This is a genomic window from Johannesbaptistia floridana (genome assembly GCF_057440575.1).
Map to the genome: position 1 here is coordinate 19,860 of NZ_JALKVM010000423.1, position 19,865 is coordinate 39,724.

Sequence of the window (19,865 nt, forward strand, 5' to 3'; positions counted from 1 at the left end):
TAAAATTTCTCCCTCTCTCCCCCTCTCCCCCTCTCCCCCTCTCCCAGAGCTCCCTCTCCTAAAGATTGGAAAGATAGGTATAGCTGCGCAAACTATGCTCATAATTCTGTAAAAGCCTTTGAGATTCCGCTAGAGTTAAACGCTTCTGTGCCAAAGCTGTCTCTGTATGGCGACGCATAGATTCTAATAAATCTTCTGGCTTGTATTCTACAGCCCTTAAAACCTCAGAAATAGTATCTCCCTTAACAACGTGCTCAATTTCGTAGCCTTGGGGTGTCATTTGAATATGTACCACGTTAATATCTCCAAATAAATTATGTAGATTACCCATAATCTCTTGGTAGGCACCCACTAAAAACATACCTAGATAGTAGGGTTGATGATGTTGAGTCTTAGTATCTAGTTGGAGGGGATGTAACTCTAGCCAGGGTTTAACATTGTTTAAATCAATAAACTTATCAATTTTGCCATCGCTATCACAGGTAATATCGGCTAAAATACCACGACGAGTTGGTTTCTCTCCCAAACGATGAATGGGCATAATGGGGAATAGTTGCTCAATCGCCCAGGTATCCGGCGCTGATTGGAAAACCGACAGGTTTATATAGTAAATAGACGCCATAATTTTCCTTAAATTTTTTAAATCATCGGGCACATATTCTTGGGTATCGATAATTTCGCTAATACGTTGACAACAAGCCCAGTATAGTTGTTCTGCTTGAGCTCTTTGGGTTAAGCTTAAATAACCAAAATTAAACAAACTGATGGCTTCTTCTTTGAATTGAATGGCATCGTGATAGGCTTCTTGATAGTTGTTAGTGTTAATAGTTTGGTAGGTTTCCCACAAGTTGCGAATAATTAGGTTTTTTTCTTCTGCTGGTGGAGTAGGTAACTCTTTAACAGCCTCAGAAGTGCCCAAAACATCAAAAATTAATACTGATTGGTGTGAAGCTATCGCCCTACCACTTTCGCTAATTAAAATGGGGGCGGGAACTTTTCCTTGTTCACAGGCTTCTTTAACTTCTGCCACAATATCATTAGCGTAGTTTTGCATACTGTAGTTTTTTGAGGCAGAGAAATTAGTTTTAGAGCCATCATAATCTATCCCTAAACCACCACCAACATCTAAATATTGCATATTAGCCCCGAGTTTGACTAATTCTACATAAATCTGACTAGCTTCTCGAATTGCGTCTTTAATTACACTAATCGCCGGAATTTGCGACCCTATATGAAAGTGTAGAAGTTGTAAACAATCAAGTCTCTTGGCTTGGGTTAAAGTATTAATTACCGTTAGTATTTGAGGAATTGTTAAACCAAATTTAGCACGGTCTCCGGTGGAATCTCCCCAATGTCCACTCCCTCTAGTAGTTAGTTTAGCCCTTATTCCTAACTTAGGAGCTATTTTCAACTTATCACTAATTTCTATGACTAACTTTAATTCTTCAAGTTGTTCGATGACAATCAGCACTTGGTATCCCAGTTTTGTCGCTAACAAAGCTGTTTCTAAATATTCTCTATCTTTGTATCCATTAGCAATAATTAGAGCGCCATCTAAACTCTTGAATACCCCTAAAGCAATGATTAACTCTGGTTTAGATCCTACCTCTAAACCAAATTGATAGGATTTACCATAACTAATGAGAGATTCTAATACCTGTCGATGCTGATTGCATTTGATGGGATAAACACCACGGTAAATGTTAGGGTAATGATAACGGGCGATCGCCTGGGCAAAACAGATATTGATTTTAGTGATTCTATCTGCTAAAATATCAGAAAATCTAATTAGTAGTGGTAGTTGAATATCCCGTTGTTTTAATTCCTCAACTAGATGGTGCAAATCGAGACAAGAATCAAGCTTGACTGCGGGCGATACCGTCACATTTCCCTCTTGATTTATGCCAAAGTATGGATATCCCCAACCCTCGATGCGATATAATTTTTTACTATTTTCAACGTTCCACTTACTATTTGAGGATAATATTGCCGCCATTTTCAAAATTCTTTAGTTGAGAGCAATTATTGATTTTATACTAGATTCGATTATCAAACAACATTTTAACTTGAGGCAATCAGGATTTCTTCCCTAGGGTACAATAATTTAACAGGGATAAGTGACATCATCTACGGTTATATACTTATTATTAAAACAGTACTGGGGCACCGGGAGCCCATCAAAGCATCGGGAGAAAGAGGGTTTTTAAGTATTTGCCTCAATATTCATAATATAATTAATTAAAGGGATTTGATGTGAAAACCGGACTTAATCTGTTTCATTCAATAATTGATAGATTTTTATGATCGTAAATATATCTATCTTCCCTAAATTTTCTTAAAATCATATATCATAAATAGATAGTAAATAAATTTTTCTAAATAACTATCTGACCATGAACAAAAAACTACATATACTTATATTATCAACCCTTGGGGCAGCTATAGCCTCATTAACTACCGCATTACCTACTTTCGCTCAAGAAGGAAGTCTCACCGATGGTAAAATCACTTTTAGTGGAGATGCCAACTTTTTATCTATAGAAAACTTTAACAACATTATCAGCTTTGATGAAGCAGTTGTTAATCAAGCAGAAGGAGTATTTGCTGGAGAGGGACTGTCAAACTTCCCTGGTATACCATTAGAAACAGGGGTCTCTGTCCAAAATCTCAATATCGAAATGCCCCATGTTTTGAATAATCCATTGGTAAATGTAGAGAGTAACCCTGTAGTTACTTTTACCGCTGAGGAAGTGATAGATACCAGTTTTGGTTCTGACTTATTTGAAGTTGAGTATAGAGGGATATGGACCATTGAAGAATTTCTAGTAGATACAGGAGTAGAAAACATTACTCTAGGTCCAGATTTTGAAGGAGGTTTGTTACTATCCAGTGAAAATAATTCTTTTTCTGCCTCTGGAATCATTGATCCTTTTTTAATCATAACCCAAGACGACTTATTCCCATCACAACAAATTCCTGAACCTATGACCATTTTAGGGTCTGCTTTGGTACTAGGTATAAGCTCTTATATGAAGTATCAACAACAAAAAACTAGATAATATCCAGCTTAAGTATGATTTCTATCGCTAACCGATGGGTTAGCGATGGAGTTTAAGTATTTAAGATAACTTATTTATACTATACTTTGGGTAAAATAATAGGATCTATTTAGGTAGATTGCACAACAATTTGATTAACTGTTAAGTTTTCAGGAAAAAATTAGATACTGGTTTGATTAAGTAAATTTAAAAGCTCTTTCCTCAATCATAAATCTTAATCTGAAAAAATAAATCAGTGATTTTATGTAGTCTTATTTTCAGAAATACCATCAATCAATTCAATTTTTATGCAGTTAAGAGTAGAGTTTTTTAAAGATTTAGTAAAGTTAAGGCGTTTAACCCCAAAAATTTTCAAAATAATGTATGCTAAATAAAAGAAAACATACAATAGTGTAGTCTCGTTAACTAAAAACATGAGAAAACTAGATCTTATCAAATTATCAACTATAGCTGCCGGCTTAAGTTTATTAGGTGCATTTCTCCCTGCTCGTGCTGCTGATCTTGTACAAGGAACCATAACCATTGGTGGAGACTCAAACTTGTTTGAATTAGACTCAACTGATGGGACTCTTGAGTTCACCAACGCTGAAGTCATCACTACTACAGGTGCCTTTGAAGAGCTTCCTCTTAGAAGTGGCACAGACGTTAGAGTAGGTGACATGGAAATAACAGGTATGCCTATCAACAACCCTGTAGTTACTGCGGGAGTTGATCCACAAGAAGTAACCTTTAATGCTACAGCTCTAGGAACAGTAATCGACGACCGAGTCCCTGATTTCTATGGTATTCAATATCCAGGAATTTGGAGTATAGGTACAGTAGACTACAATGGATTTCTGTCTCTATCTAGTGAGACCAGTTCTCCTGGAGAGGAGGAGGTTAGCGCCTTCTCCATCTCTGGTAGAGTAGATTCATTATTCGTTCCACCACAACAAATTCCTGAACCTATGACTATCTTAGGATCTGCTTTTGTTCTAGGTGTAGGTTCTTATTTTAAATCTCAACAAAAGAAGAAAAAATAAGTAGGTGTTTTAGAACTTACTTGAAAAATAAACTACGTTGAAAGCGCGTTGCTTTAGTCTATAAGTACATGATGCAACGCTTTTTTTTACAACAAAGTTGAAAACATATCAGTATCTCTTGACTTACACAATTTCTATACACCCCACACTCCACCATCTACACACTCAACATCTCACTCTCTTCATTTTCTTGTGGTAAAACACAATGATACTGAGTTAACTCAAAATAATGTATCTAAAAATACAGAAATAAAATAGAAAACGTTGAATATTAAATAGTTCAAATAAATAGATCAAATTTAGTCTCAACTACATTTGGTTTTGATGTACAAAATATAAAAATATAGTGTTTTTGAGTAAAAATGTCTAGACAAAAATCAATTAACACATGGGGAATACCCGGAATTAATAAACTTTATTGGTTAGCTTGCATACCCTTAACAGCCGTTATTGTGGTTGTTTGGAAAACGGCAGCTATAGCTCAAGATGAAGTACCACCAACTCCAGAAGAAGTAAAAGGAATACTGGATACCGTTTGGATATTAGTAGCATCAGTCCTAGTAATCTTTATGAATGCAGGATTTGGGATGTTAGAGACAGGTTTCTGTCGTCAAAAAAATGCAGTAAATATCCTCTCTAAAAATCTAATTGTATTTGCTATTACTACAATAACCTACTGGCTAATAGGTTTTGCAATCATGTTTGGTACAGGCAATGGGTTCTTTGGTTCTTCGGGTTGGTTTCTATCGGGACAACCAGGTACCTACGGATTAGAGCCTTTTCCTGCTGGATTACCAATCCCCGTATTCTTCCTCTTTCAATCAGCCTTCGCTGCCACAGCGGCGACAATTGTTTCTGGTGCTGTAGCTGAAAGAATTAAATTCCATGATTTCTTAATCTTTAGTGTGGTTCTCACAGCAGTTTTCTATCCCATCACTGGACATTGGGTGTGGGGAAAAGGAGGTTGGTTAGGTGGTCTTGGCTTTTTTGATTTTGCTGGTTCTACAGTAGTTCACTCTGTAGGAGGTTGGGCCGCTTTAGCAGGAGCTTTTATCCTTGGTCCTAGAGCAGGTAAATACTCAGAGGGTAGAATCAATGCTATTCCTGGCCATAATATGAGTATTGCTACCCTAGGTTGCTTAATTCTCTGGATAGGCTGGTTTGGCTTTAACCCAGGTTCAGAATTAGCAGCGAGTCAGAATGTGGCCTACATTGCTGTAACTACTAACCTAGCTGCGGCAGCAGGAGGAGTTACCGCCACCTTCACTTCTTGGTTCAAAGATGGTGCCCCTGACTTATCTATGATAATCAATGGTATCCTAGCAGGCTTAGTGGGAATTACCGCAGGCTGTGCAGTAGTTGGCTATTTTGGTGCTGTAATTATTGGTGCTATTGCTGGTGTGATTGTGGTTTTCTCTGTAGCCTTCTTTGATAGTATCAAAATTGATGACCCAGTAGGTGCTACTTCAGTTCACTTAGTTTGTGGTATTTGGGGTACTCTGGCAGTTGGTATATTTGACCTAGAAAATGGTATATTATTTGAAAAGAAAAATTTTGTATTCTTTAATTCTGAGAATGTTCAACAACTGATTAATCAAATTATTGGTATTGTTTCCATTGGTGCCTTTACTTTGATTTTAAGTGTTCTTTGTTGGTTAGCCCTCAAATATACCTTAGGCTTACGAGTTTCCCCAGAAGAAGAAATGGAAGGCTTAGATATCAGCGAACATGGTATGGAAGCATACAATGGTTTCGTTAAAGAAGCTGACATCTTCGCTAGTGGTCTTAATACAACTGGGATCAGTGGTGTAGAAGACATTTCTAGAACAGTAGATTAAACAAGAGTTTAAATTAACTCAATCCCCTAAGATAGTGTTGCTTTTCCAAGATGGGAAGCAGCACTAATTTTTTCACAACTCCTGATAGAATTCTAGCTGTTGCTTAGCTAAAGCTAAATTAGTATACTTATCTCTAACTCTTTGGTAGCCTAATTCAGCTAAGTGATTAGCTAAATCAGTATTCTCGGCTAACTGCTGTAAGCATTGAGATAAAGCAACTGCATCTCCTTCAGGAAAGATTAAACCTGCATCTTCAATTACATAGGGAATTTCTCCAGAATTAGAACCAATTACAGGCACTCTACAGGCCATCGCTTCAATTAATACATGACCAAATTGTTCTTTCCATCCCACAGCACTAATAGTTTTAACTTTGTAGGTAGTCTGGGAAGGTAAAACTAAAACATTCATCAGATTTAAATAGTTAGCTACTTGTTCATGAGGGACGCTCTCTACTACTATTAATTTATCTCTAATTCCTAATTCTGTTGCCTCAGTGCGAATTTGTGTCATTAAATCTCCTCTACCAAGAAGCAGTAACCTCCAGTTACTGAGTTGAAGTTTAGCAACGGCTTTAACTAAAGTTAAAATACCCTTTTCTTCAACAAAGCGCCCGACAAAACCTATCACAAACTCTGTAGATTTAATCCCCAATTCCTCAGCAAGTTGTGGTTGCGGTTTTGGCGTAAATAATTGTTCATCTACTCCTAGTTGGGGTAAAACAGTACTCTTTCCTGTATAACCATGGTTGCGTAAAATATCTACAGCATCTTGATTACCACCAATTAATCCTTGGGTATGGCGAAGATTGTAGCTTTCTAACCAAGATAAGGGGAATTTAGTTTGATATGGTAGATTCCACCAGGTAAAAAGGACATTTTTGGCTTTGAGATTTAGCCAGCGATTGAGAGTAATGAGTTGAGCGTAGCCTAGGGATTTAGCCCCTTGTTCCACCTGAATAATATCAGGTTGGAATTCTTGAAGCAAATTTTTGATTTCTAAACCAAAAGTTAATAATGCTTGATTATTTTTACTAAAATTACTAATTGGAACTAAACTGAAATTGCCCTGAGACCAAGGAGTCGTAGTAACAGTTTGATTTTGTACTCCTCCCGGTTGCCATAGTTTCGGCACAACCACCATAACTTGGTGATTGTCTTCTAAATTAGCTAATAATTCTAGCTTGGCACAGTTAAGTTTAACTATATAGGTATGGCTAACTACTAATATTTTCATGGTAATGGTAATCCTTGTTAACGAATTGTTAATTTTGAATTCCTATGGCTTGGGGGATCATCAAATTGTTTACTATAAATTTGACCATCATCCCATATACCAACAAATATAGTTTTAAGAGCATCAAGAAATCCCCATATATAGAAAATACCACGAACCAGAATTTTTATCGGGGAACCGCTCTTATAACAGGGAGGATTGCCCAACACATGACAGTCAAATAACTTGAGATAAAGGCGTAATTGCTGCCCTAAAGTTAAGTTTTTTAGAGCCATGAGAAAATGATTATGATAAAAACTAATTTGGTAAGAGAGCGATCGCGTACTTATATCATGACATCCTCCCGTTTCTTCTCCTAAATGTACCAAATAAGCTTGAGGATCGTACCAAATCAGATAATTAGTTTGCCGCAGACGTAGACAAAAATCCGATTCTTCTCGCACCGCCGATCCCCGAAATCTCTCATCAAACCAAATCTCATGTTTAGTAAATATCTCCCGCCGAAAAGACATATTGCAACCTCGGCATGATATTACTTTTTGTGCCTTGACTGTATGGACTAAATCAATATAGTACCAAGCAATACCGGGATCTGAAGCCTCCGGGGGTAAATCCTCAATTACGTAGGGGGAATCAGAAGATTGTAATTGCTGCTGTGAATCAGACATTTTCATCCGGTCTAATACTCTCCCTGCCACAGCGCCTATTTGCGAGTTATAATAGTTTTCTGCATGAGCTTGGAGATATCCTGCGGGGAGTTGAATATCATCATCGATAAACAAAATAATATCTCCTGTTGATTGTTTCACTCCGTAATTTCTCGCTCCCGGAAGACTAGCCCAATTCAGGCGAAACCAGTTAATTTTACCCAAATTAGCTTGGTTTGCTAAATAGGCTTCAATTTCTGCTTGATGTTTAGGAGTTTGATCTACCACAATGACTTCATAATTAGGGTAATCTTGTTTAAGAACATCCTCTATGGTGTTCTTTAACAACAATTCTCGCTCGTATGTAGGAATAATAACTGAAATTGCCAAATAATCCATAACTATTATTTATATTAATGTTTTTGCAGAAAATACAATTACGTTTTTTCCGCAACTATTTAGAGCAACAAGTCCACTTTGATGCTAGTAAAACTATTTTACTCGGAAACAATGCTCAAGGAAAAACTAATCTACTCGAAGCTATAGAACTAATTTCTACTCTCAAAACTCAACGTTCCAAAAAAGATCAAGACCTCATCTTAGATGGTGAAAAAGAAGGTCAAATTCTCGCCAATCTCAAACGTTCCTATGGAGAGGTACAATTGGCAATGACTCTCAGGGTTTCTGGTAAACGTTCCTTGATGCTTAATCATGAATATTTACGTCGCCATCTAGATATGTTAGGGGTAATTAATACAGTACAATTTTCTAGTTTTGATTTAGAATTAGTTCGGGGAGCTCCCGAGATTCGACGTAACTGGTTAGATGGTTTGTTGATTCAATTAGAGCCTGTTTATGCCTATATTATCCAACAATATCAAAAAATTCTCCGTCAAAGAAATGCTTTGTTAAAAAAATTATATAAGCAGAATTCTACTGTAGATAATTTAGAATTAACACAGTTGTCTATTTGGAATCAACAGTTAGCAGCCTTTGGGTCTCGCGTAATGCGACGTCGTTCACGAGTAATCGAAAGACTAACCCCTCTAGCTGAAAGTTGGCATCAACAAATTAGCGGCAAAACTGAGTTATTAACAGTACAATACCATCCTAATGTTTCTTATACCTCTGATGAACCCAATCAAGTACAACAGGCTTTTTTAAGTCAGTTAGAAGAACGATCCTTTATAGAACAACAACTCGCCACAACAGTAGTTGGTCCTCACCGAGATGAAGTAGAATTATTAATTAATCATACTAATGCTAAATCCTATGGCTCCCAAGGACAACAAAGAACATTAGTACTAGCTTTGAAGTTAGCAGAATTGGAATTAATCGAACAAGTTATTCAAGAACCACCAATACTTTTGTTAGATGATGTACTAGCAGAATTAGATCTAAATAGGCAAAATCAACTATTAGCAGCGATAGAAAATCGTTGTCAAACTCTAATCACAACTACTCATCTTAATTCTTTTGATGGTCAATGGTTGAAAGATTCACAAATTCTTTCAGTGGAAGCAGGAAAAATTAGGTAATAATGATATATTTAGGAATAGACTTTGGAACTTCTGGCGCCAGAGCGATCGCCATAAATAGTAATAGGGAAATCTGTAGTGAGTTAAATTATCCTTGGCAAGCTTCGTGGGAAAATAACCTAACTCAAGCCTGGTCAGAAGCTTTATTATATTTACTAGGGAAACTACCACTAGAAGTAAGAAAAAATCTCAGGGCGATCGCCATTAACGGCACTTCTTCTACAGTCATACTCTGTGATAACCAAGGAATACCAATTACCGAACCCTTACTCTATAACGATAATAGAGGAAAAAGTATTTTACCCAAAATCAGAGAAATTGCCCCAGCTAATCACTTAGTATTAAGTAGCACCTCTAGTTTAGCAAAACTATTATGGTGGTCAGAACAGGAATTTTTTACTCAAGCCAGTTATTTTCTTCATCAAGCCGACTGGTTAGCCTTTCTTCTCCATGGAAAATTAGGGATTAGTGATTATCACAATGCCTTAAAACTAGGATACGATGTGCAAAACCTTTGTTATCCTGAGTGGTTGTTAGAAATTCCCTATCAAACACTTTTACCAGAAATTTTAGCACCAGGAACGGCGATCGCTCCCATTCAGTCTCATCTTAGTCAACAATTTCAGTAGATGGAAAACTTTTTTTGATCAACGAGATAATAAGCTTTTCAGCCCTCGTATTTGACAAAATAATCTTGCCACTCTTGGCGATCGCTTGCAGAATCAAATCTATCAAAGCTAAAAACAATTGTCAAACAAGGATTAGAGATGATAGTACTTTTGCTCTATATAAAGGAAGCCATAAGGCTTCTAGAAAACATTTCCATCTACTGAATGTGTCCCACTTCGGTAAAAGGCTCAACTGGCACTCTTAAACTTAAATCATGGGTTTTAGCTTGGATATCTATCACTTCTAACAAGTCGTAAGTGTCCGTTTTAGCATGATGTTCGGCGTAATTTAAACCAATCTCTTCTCCTTGTGAAGAGACTCTTAAACTCCAGTAACTGTTTAGCAGTTTCAGTAAGCCCCAGGTTAGACCAAAACACCACACACCACAAACAATAATCCCGATAATTTGGACCCCAATTTGCTCAAATCGATTAATTCCCGATAAATTACCAAACAAACCCACACAAAGAGTTCCCCAAATTCCTGCACCTCCGTGAACCGCAATTCCATCTACTGCGTCATCAATACCCCAATGTCGAAGACTGCGACCTACACTATGACTGACAATGGCACCAGTAACTCCTATAATTACCGCTACAGGAGTTATATTATTTAGAATTTTTAGCTTGATTTTTTAGTTTTGGTAAAAATGCAAGAACGAAACCTGTACCAAGAATAGATAGAGGTTCAGGGACTTGTTGTACTTCAAAACGTTCAGGAGGCTGAAATAAGCTAGTAACATCATTGCTATTAGCATCTGTAGCAGAAACAACCAATGCTTGAATATCTGCTAATCCATCATTTTGTAGTCCAACAACAGTAAAAATAAGATTATCTCTATCTAAAATAGTGTTAGGATTTTGCCCAGTGGAAAAGGCAGTGAAAGTTGCAGTTTGAGTCGAAATTCCCATATTATCGATTACTGGAGGAGATACGCTAAGATCAAAAACTTGATCGTCAATAACATTAATTTGTTCTAAGTTTAACTCAGTGGTATCATAACTAAATTCAAGTTCTAGAGAAGTTAAAGATACACTTAGTCCATTAGTATCAATTTGGGAAACAAAAGAAAGAGTTTCTCCTAAATCAGTAGCAATGTCATCAATAGGATCGTTATCAAGTTGTGTTCCTGCAGGAACAATATTAAAGGAAGCAGCATTAGCAGAAGTGACTCCTAAGCTTACTGTAACAATACCATTAAATATGGCTATAGGAATGATTTTCACGAAAATATTCTTCATCTGTTTTTACTTGATATGGTAATTGCTTAAGATAATACCCTTTAAAAGGATCTTTTTTACACAAAAGTTTTTTGAAAAATTTAGGTTCTATCGTAATTGGTATGCTAAAAACATTTACAATCCTTTTAAAACGAGACGGGGTAAGGGATTAAGTCTTGAAAATATCAGTTTAACTGATTTGCTTACCCTGTCTCGTCTATGGCTTTTTGGGGCATACTAAGTACGCAAGAGCCCTATTCTTTAATAATTTTAATTCTTATTTTAACCTTGAGTATAAATCTAAGCAAATGATAACTTTTACTTATATTATTGGCTGAAACAGTCTATATAAATCAAATAACTAAATAGTTATTTAGTTTAAATTGATTTAGCGATCGCTCTGGGGGAAAAACTTTTCCATCTACTGAACATCTACTTTGGTTAATTTAGTACATAGGTACTGGTGCAAGATGTGAGTCGTAGGTTGGGTTGAGGCATCGAAACCCAACAGCATTTTCTAGCACCAGAACAAAAGTACTAAATAGAGTCGTAGGTTGGGTTGAGGCATCGAAACCCAACAGCATTTTCTAGCACCAGAACAAAAGTACTAAATAGGCCAACAAGGGAGAATCAATTTTTAAGCGCGATCGCATTAACTCTTTAACTCATTACTTCAAAACTCATTACTTCAAAACTTCTTACTTCAAAACTCATTACTTCAAAACTCATTACTTCAAAACTCATTACTTCAAAACTCATTACTCATTATTCATCCACAAGTAAATGAGTGATAAAGATGCAAGATCTCAGAGATCTGAGTCTAGCATTTTGTAAAATCAGTAACATTTCTTCAAATACTTTACCCCCCTGAAAAAGGTATATTAAGTAACAGGTAGCCTTTGAGGAATAAGAATTATGAGTACAGAAGAACAAGCCAGACGTTTAATGGCTAAACAACGGCAGCACGAAGAACATTTACAGGAAAGTTTGCTCTCTCGTGCTTCTGAAGAAGTAGAAAACCTACATACCCAAGAAACAGAAGAGAAAGCTAGAGAACTACTTGCACAAGATCGTCAACAGGAAGAAAACCGACAAGAAAATATGCTCAATCGTAGTATTGAAGAGTTGCATTAAGTATTCTCAAATAAAAAGAAATAACCAGTTTCTCCTGAGGTGTTATATCTCAGGAAAAATTCTCAGGCGATCGCCTGAGAATTTTGTAAATGATCTTTTTATATTTTTTGGACCTTTAGTCCAACTACGAACCTTAACGGCGATAATATTGCCAAGCAAACACCCCAGCAATTAAAGTCATGCCCAAAATATCTGTATTTAGTCTCTGATTGAGTAACAAAAAAGTTGCAGCGATTAAAATAAATCTCTCTAACCAGTTACTAGGTTTATAAAAATAGCCCTGAGTGCCAGCGGCAAAAGCAAACATACCCACCAAAGAAGTTAAAAATACCCAAACCCCCTCCCACCAACTATTAACCCCGATGAGCAACAATTTACTATTGAAGATAAATAAGAAGGGTAAAATAGCTGTACGCAAATCATAGATAAAGCCTTGAATACCAGTAGGAATTGGATTAGTTTTGGCTATAGCTGCTGCTGCATAGGCGGCTAAACCTACAGGAGGAGTATCATCGGCAAGAATACCGAAGAAAAACACGAAGAGATGGGCACCAATCAAGGGTATTTCTAGGCCAAATTGTTCAGCTAATTGCACAATTACTGGGGCGGTAAGAGTTGCCATAACTATATAATTAGCAGTAGTAGGTAAACCCAAACCGAGAATTAAACTAGCGATAGCAGTGACTACCAAAACCAGTAAAAACTGTAAATTATTGGTAAAAACTTCTGGATTAGCTCCCACCAAATTAAATATAGGTAAGATAAACCAGCCAATTAACTGAGTTAACCAGGCACTGATACTGGAGATAATTTCCGTAAGTCTTAAGCCTAAACCAGTTAAATTGACCACACCGACGATAATTCCTGCGGTGGCTACGGCTACGGCTATAGCTACCATATTGCGTGCCCCAGCTTCTAATCCCTTCAATATGGTAATCAGACTAGTTTTAATAGCTAGGGGTACAGATGTTTGATTTTTAAAAGCAACTATTGCTGATTTTAAGAGATTGACTGCCATCAAGAGAGCGATCGCATACATTACCGCACCTCCAGGGCTCAATCTCTTGATCACGATTCCCCAAATTAGAAACCCCAAGGGAATCAAATGATCCATACCTTGAACGAATGTTTGACGACGCCTAGGCAATTCTGTTCGTGGTAACCCTTGTAAACCTAGTTTTAGCGCCTCTAAATGCACTATATAGAATAGGGCTAAATAGGAAATAATCGCGGGTATAAAAGCGGCTTTGACTATTTCAAAATAGGGAACTCCGGTAAATTCCGCCATAATAAAAGCAGCAGCTCCCATTACTGGTGGCATTAACTGACCATTAGTGGAAACTGCTACTTCTGTAGCTGCGGCCTTGATAGCAGGATAGCCAGAACGTTTCATCAGAGGTATGGTAAAGGTGCCTGTGGTCACTACATTTGCTAAAGATGACCCCGATACCATCCCCGTCAATCCAGAGGCTACTACGGCGGCTTTAGCCGGACCCCCTCGAAATACCCCCAAAAAAGCGTTAGCTAAATCAACAAAGTACTTACCTGCCCCTACCTTTTCTAGCATGGAACCAAATAAGACGTAAAGAAAGACAAATTGAGTTGATACCCCTAAGGCTACCCCAAACACCCCTTCGGAGGTGAGATACATTTGACTGACGATTCTATCTAGGGTATAGCCACGATGGGCAATTCCTTCTGGTAGGGTGAAGGGAATTAAACCCCGAGGCCCAGTTAAGCCGTAAACTAGAAATACTAAGGCTATTACTGTTAAAGCTGGACCTAAACTGCGTCTGGTTGCTTCTAGGAGTAAAACTATAAATATTGTGCCTATAATCACTTCCCTTTCTAGGGGAATCCCAAAACGTTCTTGTATTCCTATATAGTCAAAGATTATATAAAGAGTAGTTCCACCTGCTATAAAAGCTGCTAAGTAATCATACCAAGGTATCCGCTGAGAATCACTTTTTTGACGCCAAGGAAAGACTAAAAAAGTGAGAACTACAGCAAAAGTCAGGTGAATAGCACGGGCGCGTGTAGAATCAAGTAGCCAAAAACTAGCAATTGACAACTGAAACAAAGACCAGGAGATGGCCAGGATAAAAATTACCCATTTCATCACTCCGGTGGGATTGCGTCCTCCGGTTTCATTAGCTTCTACAAGGCGTTGAGCTTCACTTACGCCGCTATCTTCTTGCCATTCTTCTGCCATAGTTACTCACTTATTATAGTAATCCTGCTTCTTGGTAGGCACGTTCTGCCCCTGGGTGGAGAGGGGCACCTATTCCTTCTATCAAGCTTTCTGGAGTTAAATTACCTAAAGCCGAATGAGTGGCTTTAAAGCTATCAAAATTATCTAAGACGGCTTTAACTATCTTATATACATCTTCTTCGGGAACATCAGTACTACTTACAAATAGAGCTTTTACCCCAAATAGAGTTATCTCTTCATCTTGACCTTGGTAAGTCCCGGCAGGCACTGTAGCGTAGGCATAGTAAGGAAACTGTTCAATCAAGGTATCTAATTCGGGATCGTCTAAAGATACTAACTCCACATCAGCGGTGGTGGTAATATCTTGAATAGCTGCTGAACCAATTCCTACTACGTAAAAAAAGCAATCAATACGACCATCTCGGAGAGCATCAGGCGCTTCTGCTGCTTTGAGATATTCTGGCTGAAAATCATTTTCACTCATACCATATACTTCTAGCATCCCCTGAACTGTGTTTAATTGTCCAGAACCGGGATTGCCAATATTAACTTTTTTCCCCGCAATATCTCGAAAACTATCTACCCCTGCACTAGAGTTACAGACTAGGTGCATGGGTTCGGGATGAAGTCCCATAACAGTACGTAGTTTCTGTACAGGTTTGTCGCTAAATTCCTGTTGACCATTATAAGCTTGATAAACCACGTCTGACTGAGCTACTGCTAAATCTAACTGTTGGGCGTTAATTGCTGCCACATTAAATACGGATCCTCCTGTAGATTCTACAGTAAGGCGCAATCCCACATCAGCTTCATTAACAATTTTAGAAGTGGCACCCCCTACCGGGTAGTAAACTCCCGTTACTCCTCCGGTGCCAATCGTGTAAAATTCTTGAGCTGTACTTTGGCTTCCTGTTGCTACTGCTAAAATAGTGCTGAAAATACCAATTAAAATCGATTTTTTTCCCATAACTTCCTCACATCTACCTGATGATTGCAATTATAAATTATAGCAGTACAACTCCTTCCCCAGATTTTCAATCCGAGGAAAGAGTTACAGAAATAAGATTAGAGAAAATCAATCTTCTAGAAACTAAAGGTAGTCCGAATCGCTCCAATCACCAAATTTTGGTTACTACTATCGCCATTAGGTGAAGTTATCCAGATAACACCCGGAGTAATACTAATATTGTCAGTCAACTGATACTGATAAAATCCTTCAATATGCAAAGAAGTATCTCTATCTGTATTGTTTCTGCCGGGAATATCAATGGTAGAACTTGTCACCCAAGGTTCCATCCCAACCACAATCCCTGCTACACTTCCTTCTTTAACAAGGTCAGGAAATGCTAAAGTTACTGCCCAATTCCAAATGTTTTGACGTCCTCTATCTATTTCTCCATCTAAAGTAGAAAGGGTAGTAACATTACTATAGGTTCCCCATCCTCCTAGGATAAAATTTTGAGCAATTTGCCAAGAAAAGTTTAAGGCATAAGAATTACTAGAAGTGGGAACTTCTCCTAATCCGAGAACTTCATCGGTATAAAAGGCCAAATTAGATAGTTGTGTTCCTGTACCAGTGTCACTTTGATTATAATTATGAGCATAGGTAAAAGCTAAAGTCAAACGTTCTGTAGGCGTATAGGTAAGCTGACTAATAACGCTATAGGGACCATTAAATAAACCACTCCCTGAGACTGGTTCATTAGCTGGATTGGCAAGATAACCAGCAGTGAATTCTAAAAAATCACCAAATTCTTGCATAATTGCTACCCCTGCATCTCCTGGAGATAAATAAATAGGGTTTCTTGTGCCAAAAGCAGATAGAGACCCAGATCCTCCATCACCATCTAGGAAATTAACCGTAGGCGTAAAGTCATCAGCGGCGCCTCCTGTTGCTGCTACATAGATTAATGTGCTATCGCTCACAGGGAAGCGGTAAAATAACACCTCTAGAATTACATTATTATCTTCTGGTTGAGCAAAGGCGAAATTACCTTCCAAAATTGTGTTACTTCCTTCTCCTGAAAATTCAGGGAAGTTTCCACTAGCAAGGCGCATGGCTAGTTTATCTCTACCAGAAAAGGTGGTATTTAATTCTAAGCGAGTTCGGTATCCAAATACTGTGACTTGATCTATTTTCTCGCCCTCTGCACCTTCTCCTGCGGCAACACCTGCTAAACCAAAGACCACCTCTCCTTCTAGTTTGGTGGTGGTGGAAAATTGATTATCTTCTAAAAAAGCTACACGACTATCTAGATTGTCTACTCTAGCACCTATTGCCGCTAATTCTGCTTCAAATTCTTGGTTTAGTAACTGTATTCTTTGGATATCCTCCTGACTAAGACTTTCACTCGCGGCGACTAAACGTTCTATTTGTTGTAAACAAGCACTTAAACCCGCGGCAAACTCGTAGCGTGATAAAGGGCGATCGCCTAAATATGTTTGATTCGGATATCCTACTATACAACCGTATCGCTCTACTAAATTTCTCAAGGCTTCATAAGCCCAATCTGTAGGCTCTACATCTCTTAATTGAGAAATATTTACTATTTGTTCTAGACTATTGTATTCATTTACTTGTTTCAGTATTTCCTCTTGATTTTCGCCTAAAACCTTTTCTGTACTGAAACACATCATTGGCAATATAGTTAAGTATAGCCAATATTTATTTTTTATTTTCATTCCCCACACTACTTAGTAATTGATAATTTGATTCAATATTATTTTTTTTGCCCTGTCAATCCCCATAGGTGGGATACACTTTTAAGGCTAAGTGAGAGAAGAATTTTTTATTTTTTTCTAGAGGTTGTGCGAATCGCCTTGTGAATATTCACGCTTCAAATCACAAAATCTAACTGATTTTAGGCGTTTTTCAATAATTGTTTGACTAAATTATCTTTTAGCATCATTTGCCTCAGTATTTCCATTAAATAGTCTTGGGCTTCTTCTTTGCTTAATGTTTTTACTTGCTGACGTAATACTTCTAACTTAAATTGTTGTTCCACACTTAAATTAGCTTCCATATATTTATTCCTTCTTACTTTATTTAGGTTTACATACTTTGTTCAATAAGCTAACAAAAATTTACTAACTTGTCAATATTGTCAAGTTATGAGTAATTAAAGTAACAAAACTTTACATTTTTGGTAAAGTTAGTTACTACTGAACTAATAACCAGCCTAACTGTATACTAAAATTATCGTTAAACTAAAAAAATAAACAGTATCAAAAGAAACAAGGAGAAGTAAGAGTGGACGGAATGGAATTTTTCCAAAAAAGTGCAGGGAAATGGCGCTCCCTGAGAACTACTCATCATTTACCCTTTAGAAGGGCAGAAACAGGAAATTCTCAAATTTTTGTAGAAGCTTTAACTTCAGATAGTCCTAAAATCAAAGAAATTTGTGAAATCCATCAGGTTTCACCCCAAACAACTGCGGGGGGAGCTTTTGTAGAATGGAAAGCTTCCATGGCTTGGGACCAAGGAGATGATAATCACGAAGGTACTACAGTATTTGCCCTAGTACCTGACGAGAATAACTCTCAACAGGGTCAAATGTTGCGAGAAAGAGGTTATGCAGAAATAGTTCCTGTGGTGGGAAAATATGAAATAGATTCAGAAGATGCCTTAGTATTGCTGACAGAATATGAAACTATGAGCATATTTGAGCGCTTTTGGTTTGTCAATCCTAATATAAGAGTTAGAAGCAGCACAGTTAAACGCTTTGGAGGTTTTAATACGGCTACTTTTTCCGTAGAAAGCCGTATTCTTCCAGAGGAAAAAGAGCAAGCAAAAGAGGAACCAATTGATGCTGCTGAGTTACACTCAATTACGGGGTGGTAAATCTGAGTTAACTTGAAAATGTCGCGCAACCCAACACATAAGAGTTGGAGACTGGAAAGGTAGATGGTTGGGTTTCGTTACCTTGGGCCCAACCTACAGGATCTAAGGGGATCATTAAGCTATGTATTTCCTAGTTAAAAAATCTCGAAAACTAGTAAAAGCTTGATTTAAAGCGATCGCCTTGTCGTCAGCCTCAGTTAAATCTTGATCCCGCCCCATTTTTTCTAGTTCTTGACAAATGCGACTCACTTGAATCGCGCCGAAAGAAGCACTGCTAGATTTAAGAGAATGAGCATTATGGTGTAATAATGAACAATTTGCTTCTTTTACGGCAGTTTCAACCTGGCTAAGCAGGTATTCACTCTCTTGAAGGAAAAACTCAACCATTTCCTCCATTGTTGCTTGATCAGCATTACACAAACTCTCAAATAGGTAATCAAGAGTTTCCTGATCTACGAGAGAATCTGGGCGATCGCCTGATGTCGAGTTTTTCGGCTGATTTTCCATATAGGAGTAGATTTTTATTAAGTTTAACCAACAAGAAGCAGAACTTGGCTCTCGGTACACTTGTAGTGATAAACATTCACTAATAGGGAATAGGCAATAGGGGAGAAATTGTCAAGGATAAATACAATTGACCTCCAAATGTCAAGAAAGCCAGAATATCCTTGATAAAATCCTATCAACTCTGGCTTCGTTAGTCAATAGAAGAAAAATTAGCTTTTGTTCTTAGTATCCCCAGTGTAAGGTTGTACTCCTATATTAGGATAATCATCAGAACTGGGGCTAAAAATTTCTAATACTGCTTCTATGAATTTACCAAACAAATTGGGTTGTTGCTTCAACTCAGACAAAGCTGCATCCACATCCGTAGCTTGAAAATCAAAACCTTGGTCTTTAGCTAATTTAGCCAAATCATCTTCATTGCTAATATTTTCTAGCTTGTTTTTGATGGCTTCGTTTTTAGCTGCTTCGTTAAAAAACTTGAAAACTTGTTCTTTAGACATAAAATTAGTGTAACTTTGACTACTATATTTCTATTCTATATTTATCAGGCACAACTCGCGATCATTTTCTCGATTTTCAGCTTTTTCGGCTGTGGGAAGTTTTGGTGGTGTAGGTATAGCCTCCATAATATTTATTTATTATTTTATACTACACAAGGGGCGAACTCCCCCATAAGGTTAGTATAACTCAATGACTAGATAATTGTCAAGGAAGAAATCAATACATTATAACGGTAGTAGGTTGGGCCGGGAGATAACCCAACATGATGAGTTTTGAAGTAAGGAGTTTTGAAGTAATGAGTAAGAAGGTAGCATGTAGTAGCCTGTAGGTTGGGCCGGGAGATAACCCAACATGATGAGTTTTGAAGTAACGAGTAATGAGTAATGAGTAGTACTTGTAGTAGGGTGCGTTAGGCCGAAGATTTCTCTTGGTCAATCACAA

General features: G+C 37.5%; 18 protein-coding genes. 7 read left to right on the forward strand and 11 right to left on the reverse strand.

What is annotated here, in order from left to right:
* Positions 1-58: 58 nt before the first annotated feature.
* A complete protein-coding gene (speA, locus tag MW688_RS24310) occupies positions 59-1,996 on the reverse strand; it encodes a biosynthetic arginine decarboxylase (protein ID WP_486738596.1) in 1,938 nt (645 codons plus the stop codon).
* A 397-nt stretch (positions 1,997-2,393) separates the two neighbouring features.
* Between speA and MW688_RS24315 the strand changes: the two genes are divergently transcribed.
* The 3 genes from MW688_RS24315 to MW688_RS24325 all read left to right on the forward strand — a co-directional run bounded on the left by MW688_RS24315 (position 2,394) and on the right by MW688_RS24325 (position 5,919).
* Positions 2,394-3,059, forward strand: coding sequence for a PEP-CTERM sorting domain-containing protein (locus MW688_RS24315; RefSeq protein ID WP_486738597.1), 666 nt, complete (start codon positions 2,394-2,396; stop codon positions 3,057-3,059).
* 413 nt (positions 3,060-3,472) lie between these two features.
* Positions 3,473-4,081: a PEP-CTERM sorting domain-containing protein gene (locus MW688_RS24320; RefSeq protein ID WP_486738598.1), complete on the forward strand. Its 609-nt coding sequence runs from the start codon at positions 3,473-3,475 to the stop codon at positions 4,079-4,081.
* 362 nt (positions 4,082-4,443) lie between these two features.
* Positions 4,444-5,919, forward strand: a complete 1,476-nt coding sequence (locus MW688_RS24325) for an ammonium transporter (protein ID WP_486738599.1) — start codon at positions 4,444-4,446, stop codon at positions 5,917-5,919.
* Between the two features lie 72 nt (positions 5,920-5,991).
* Here the strand turns inward: MW688_RS24325 and hpsO are convergent, their stop codons facing one another.
* Both hpsO and hpsN read right to left on the reverse strand, forming a co-directional pair.
* Positions 5,992-7,155 (reverse strand): hormogonium polysaccharide biosynthesis glycosyltransferase HpsO, encoded by a 1,164-nt coding sequence (gene hpsO / locus MW688_RS24330; protein WP_486738600.1) that lies wholly within the window; start codon positions 7,153-7,155, stop codon positions 5,992-5,994.
* 17 nt (positions 7,156-7,172) lie between these two features.
* A complete protein-coding gene (gene hpsN / locus MW688_RS24335; protein ID WP_486738601.1) occupies positions 7,173-8,201 on the reverse strand; it encodes a hormogonium polysaccharide biosynthesis glycosyltransferase HpsN in 1,029 nt (342 codons plus the stop codon).
* 17 nt (positions 8,202-8,218) lie between these two features.
* On the opposite strand from hpsN, the gene recF reads away from it, so the two are divergent.
* Both recF and MW688_RS24345 read left to right on the forward strand, forming a co-directional pair.
* Entirely contained in the window at positions 8,219-9,340 is a 1,122-nt protein-coding gene (recF, locus tag MW688_RS24340) for a DNA replication/repair protein RecF (protein ID WP_486738602.1), read from the forward strand.
* Positions 9,341-9,342: 2 nt separating this feature from the next.
* The gene (locus tag MW688_RS24345; RefSeq protein ID WP_486738603.1) at positions 9,343-9,969 is read left to right on the forward strand and encodes an FGGY family carbohydrate kinase; all 627 of its coding nucleotides are present in this window, start codon (positions 9,343-9,345) and stop codon (positions 9,967-9,969) included.
* Positions 9,970-10,166: 197 nt separating this feature from the next.
* Here the strand turns inward: MW688_RS24345 and MW688_RS24350 are convergent, their stop codons facing one another.
* Together MW688_RS24350 and MW688_RS24355 are read right to left on the reverse strand one after the other, a co-directional pair.
* Positions 10,167-10,640 (reverse strand): hypothetical protein, encoded by a 474-nt coding sequence (locus tag MW688_RS24350; RefSeq protein ID WP_486738614.1) that lies wholly within the window; start codon positions 10,638-10,640, stop codon positions 10,167-10,169.
* A complete protein-coding gene (locus MW688_RS24355; RefSeq protein WP_486738604.1) occupies positions 10,618-11,250 on the reverse strand; it encodes a PEP-CTERM sorting domain-containing protein in 633 nt (210 codons plus the stop codon). Before MW688_RS24355 ends, MW688_RS24350 begins: the two co-directional genes overlap by 23 nt.
* Positions 11,251-12,144: 894 nt before the next feature.
* On the opposite strand from MW688_RS24355, the gene MW688_RS24360 reads away from it, so the two are divergent.
* Positions 12,145-12,363, forward strand: a complete 219-nt coding sequence (locus MW688_RS24360) for a hypothetical protein (protein WP_486738605.1) — start codon at positions 12,145-12,147, stop codon at positions 12,361-12,363.
* A 133-nt stretch (positions 12,364-12,496) separates the two neighbouring features.
* Here MW688_RS24360 and MW688_RS24365 read toward each other — a convergent pair whose 3' ends face one another.
* The 4 genes from MW688_RS24365 to MW688_RS24380 all read right to left on the reverse strand — a co-directional run bounded on the left by MW688_RS24365 (position 12,497) and on the right by MW688_RS24380 (position 17,598).
* On the reverse strand, positions 12,497-14,575 hold the full coding sequence (locus MW688_RS24365; RefSeq protein WP_486738606.1) for a TRAP transporter permease: 2,079 nt from the start codon (positions 14,573-14,575) through the stop codon (positions 12,497-12,499).
* Between the two features lie 13 nt (positions 14,576-14,588).
* On the reverse strand, positions 14,589-15,542 hold the full coding sequence (locus MW688_RS24370; protein WP_486738607.1) for a TAXI family TRAP transporter solute-binding subunit: 954 nt from the start codon (positions 15,540-15,542) through the stop codon (positions 14,589-14,591).
* A gap of 116 nt (positions 15,543-15,658) precedes the next feature.
* Positions 15,659-17,257: an iron uptake porin gene (locus tag MW688_RS24375; protein WP_486738608.1), complete on the reverse strand. Its 1,599-nt coding sequence runs from the start codon at positions 17,255-17,257 to the stop codon at positions 15,659-15,661.
* 179 nt (positions 17,258-17,436) lie between these two features.
* Positions 17,437-17,598: an NblA/ycf18 family protein gene (locus MW688_RS24380; RefSeq protein WP_486738609.1), complete on the reverse strand. Its 162-nt coding sequence runs from the start codon at positions 17,596-17,598 to the stop codon at positions 17,437-17,439.
* Between the two features lie 227 nt (positions 17,599-17,825).
* Between MW688_RS24380 and MW688_RS24385 the strand changes: the two genes are divergently transcribed.
* Positions 17,826-18,416: a phycobiliprotein lyase gene (locus MW688_RS24385; RefSeq protein ID WP_486738610.1), complete on the forward strand. Its 591-nt coding sequence runs from the start codon at positions 17,826-17,828 to the stop codon at positions 18,414-18,416.
* A 114-nt stretch (positions 18,417-18,530) separates the two neighbouring features.
* Here the strand turns inward: MW688_RS24385 and MW688_RS24390 are convergent, their stop codons facing one another.
* Positions 18,531-18,923 carry an Hpt domain-containing protein gene (locus MW688_RS24390; RefSeq protein ID WP_486738611.1) on the reverse strand — a complete coding sequence of 131 codons (393 nt, stop codon included), beginning with the start codon at positions 18,921-18,923 and terminating at the stop codon, positions 18,531-18,533.
* Positions 18,924-19,132: 209 nt separating this feature from the next.
* Positions 19,133-19,423 carry a Nif11-like leader peptide family natural product precursor gene (locus MW688_RS24395; protein ID WP_486738612.1) on the reverse strand — a complete coding sequence of 97 codons (291 nt, stop codon included), beginning with the start codon at positions 19,421-19,423 and terminating at the stop codon, positions 19,133-19,135.
* Positions 19,424-19,865: the final 442 nt, after the last annotated feature.

Bases quoted from the DNA above. Each gene is read 5' to 3' on its own strand.
- recF (WP_486738602.1), top strand. From the start codon at position 8,219: ATGTTTTTGCAGAAAATACAATTACGTTTTTTCCGCAACTATTTAGAG.
- MW688_RS24380 (WP_486738609.1), bottom strand. From the start codon at position 17,598: ATGGAAGCTAATTTAAGTGTGGAACAACAATTTAAGTTAGAAGTATTA.
- MW688_RS24365 (WP_486738606.1), bottom strand. From the start codon at position 14,575: ATGGCAGAAGAATGGCAAGAAGATAGCGGCGTAAGTGAAGCTCAACGC.
- MW688_RS24390 (WP_486738611.1), bottom strand. From the start codon at position 18,923: ATGGAAAATCAGCCGAAAAACTCGACATCAGGCGATCGCCCAGATTCT.
- hpsO (WP_486738600.1), bottom strand. From the start codon at position 7,155: ATGAAAATATTAGTAGTTAGCCATACCTATATAGTTAAACTTAACTGT.
- MW688_RS24370 (WP_486738607.1), bottom strand. From the start codon at position 15,542: ATGGGAAAAAAATCGATTTTAATTGGTATTTTCAGCACTATTTTAGCA.
- speA (WP_486738596.1), bottom strand. From the start codon at position 1,996: ATGGCGGCAATATTATCCTCAAATAGTAAGTGGAACGTTGAAAATAGT.
- hpsN (WP_486738601.1), bottom strand. From the start codon at position 8,201: ATGGATTATTTGGCAATTTCAGTTATTATTCCTACATACGAGCGAGAA.
- MW688_RS24375 (WP_486738608.1), bottom strand. From the start codon at position 17,257: ATGAAAATAAAAAATAAATATTGGCTATACTTAACTATATTGCCAATG.
- MW688_RS24345 (WP_486738603.1), top strand. From the start codon at position 9,343: ATGATATATTTAGGAATAGACTTTGGAACTTCTGGCGCCAGAGCGATC.
- MW688_RS24325 (WP_486738599.1), top strand. From the start codon at position 4,444: ATGTCTAGACAAAAATCAATTAACACATGGGGAATACCCGGAATTAAT.
- MW688_RS24395 (WP_486738612.1), bottom strand. From the start codon at position 19,423: ATGTCTAAAGAACAAGTTTTCAAGTTTTTTAACGAAGCAGCTAAAAAC.
- MW688_RS24360 (WP_486738605.1), top strand. From the start codon at position 12,145: ATGAGTACAGAAGAACAAGCCAGACGTTTAATGGCTAAACAACGGCAG.
- MW688_RS24355 (WP_486738604.1), bottom strand. From the start codon at position 11,250: ATGAAGAATATTTTCGTGAAAATCATTCCTATAGCCATATTTAATGGT.
- MW688_RS24320 (WP_486738598.1), top strand. From the start codon at position 3,473: ATGAGAAAACTAGATCTTATCAAATTATCAACTATAGCTGCCGGCTTA.
- MW688_RS24315 (WP_486738597.1), top strand. From the start codon at position 2,394: ATGAACAAAAAACTACATATACTTATATTATCAACCCTTGGGGCAGCT.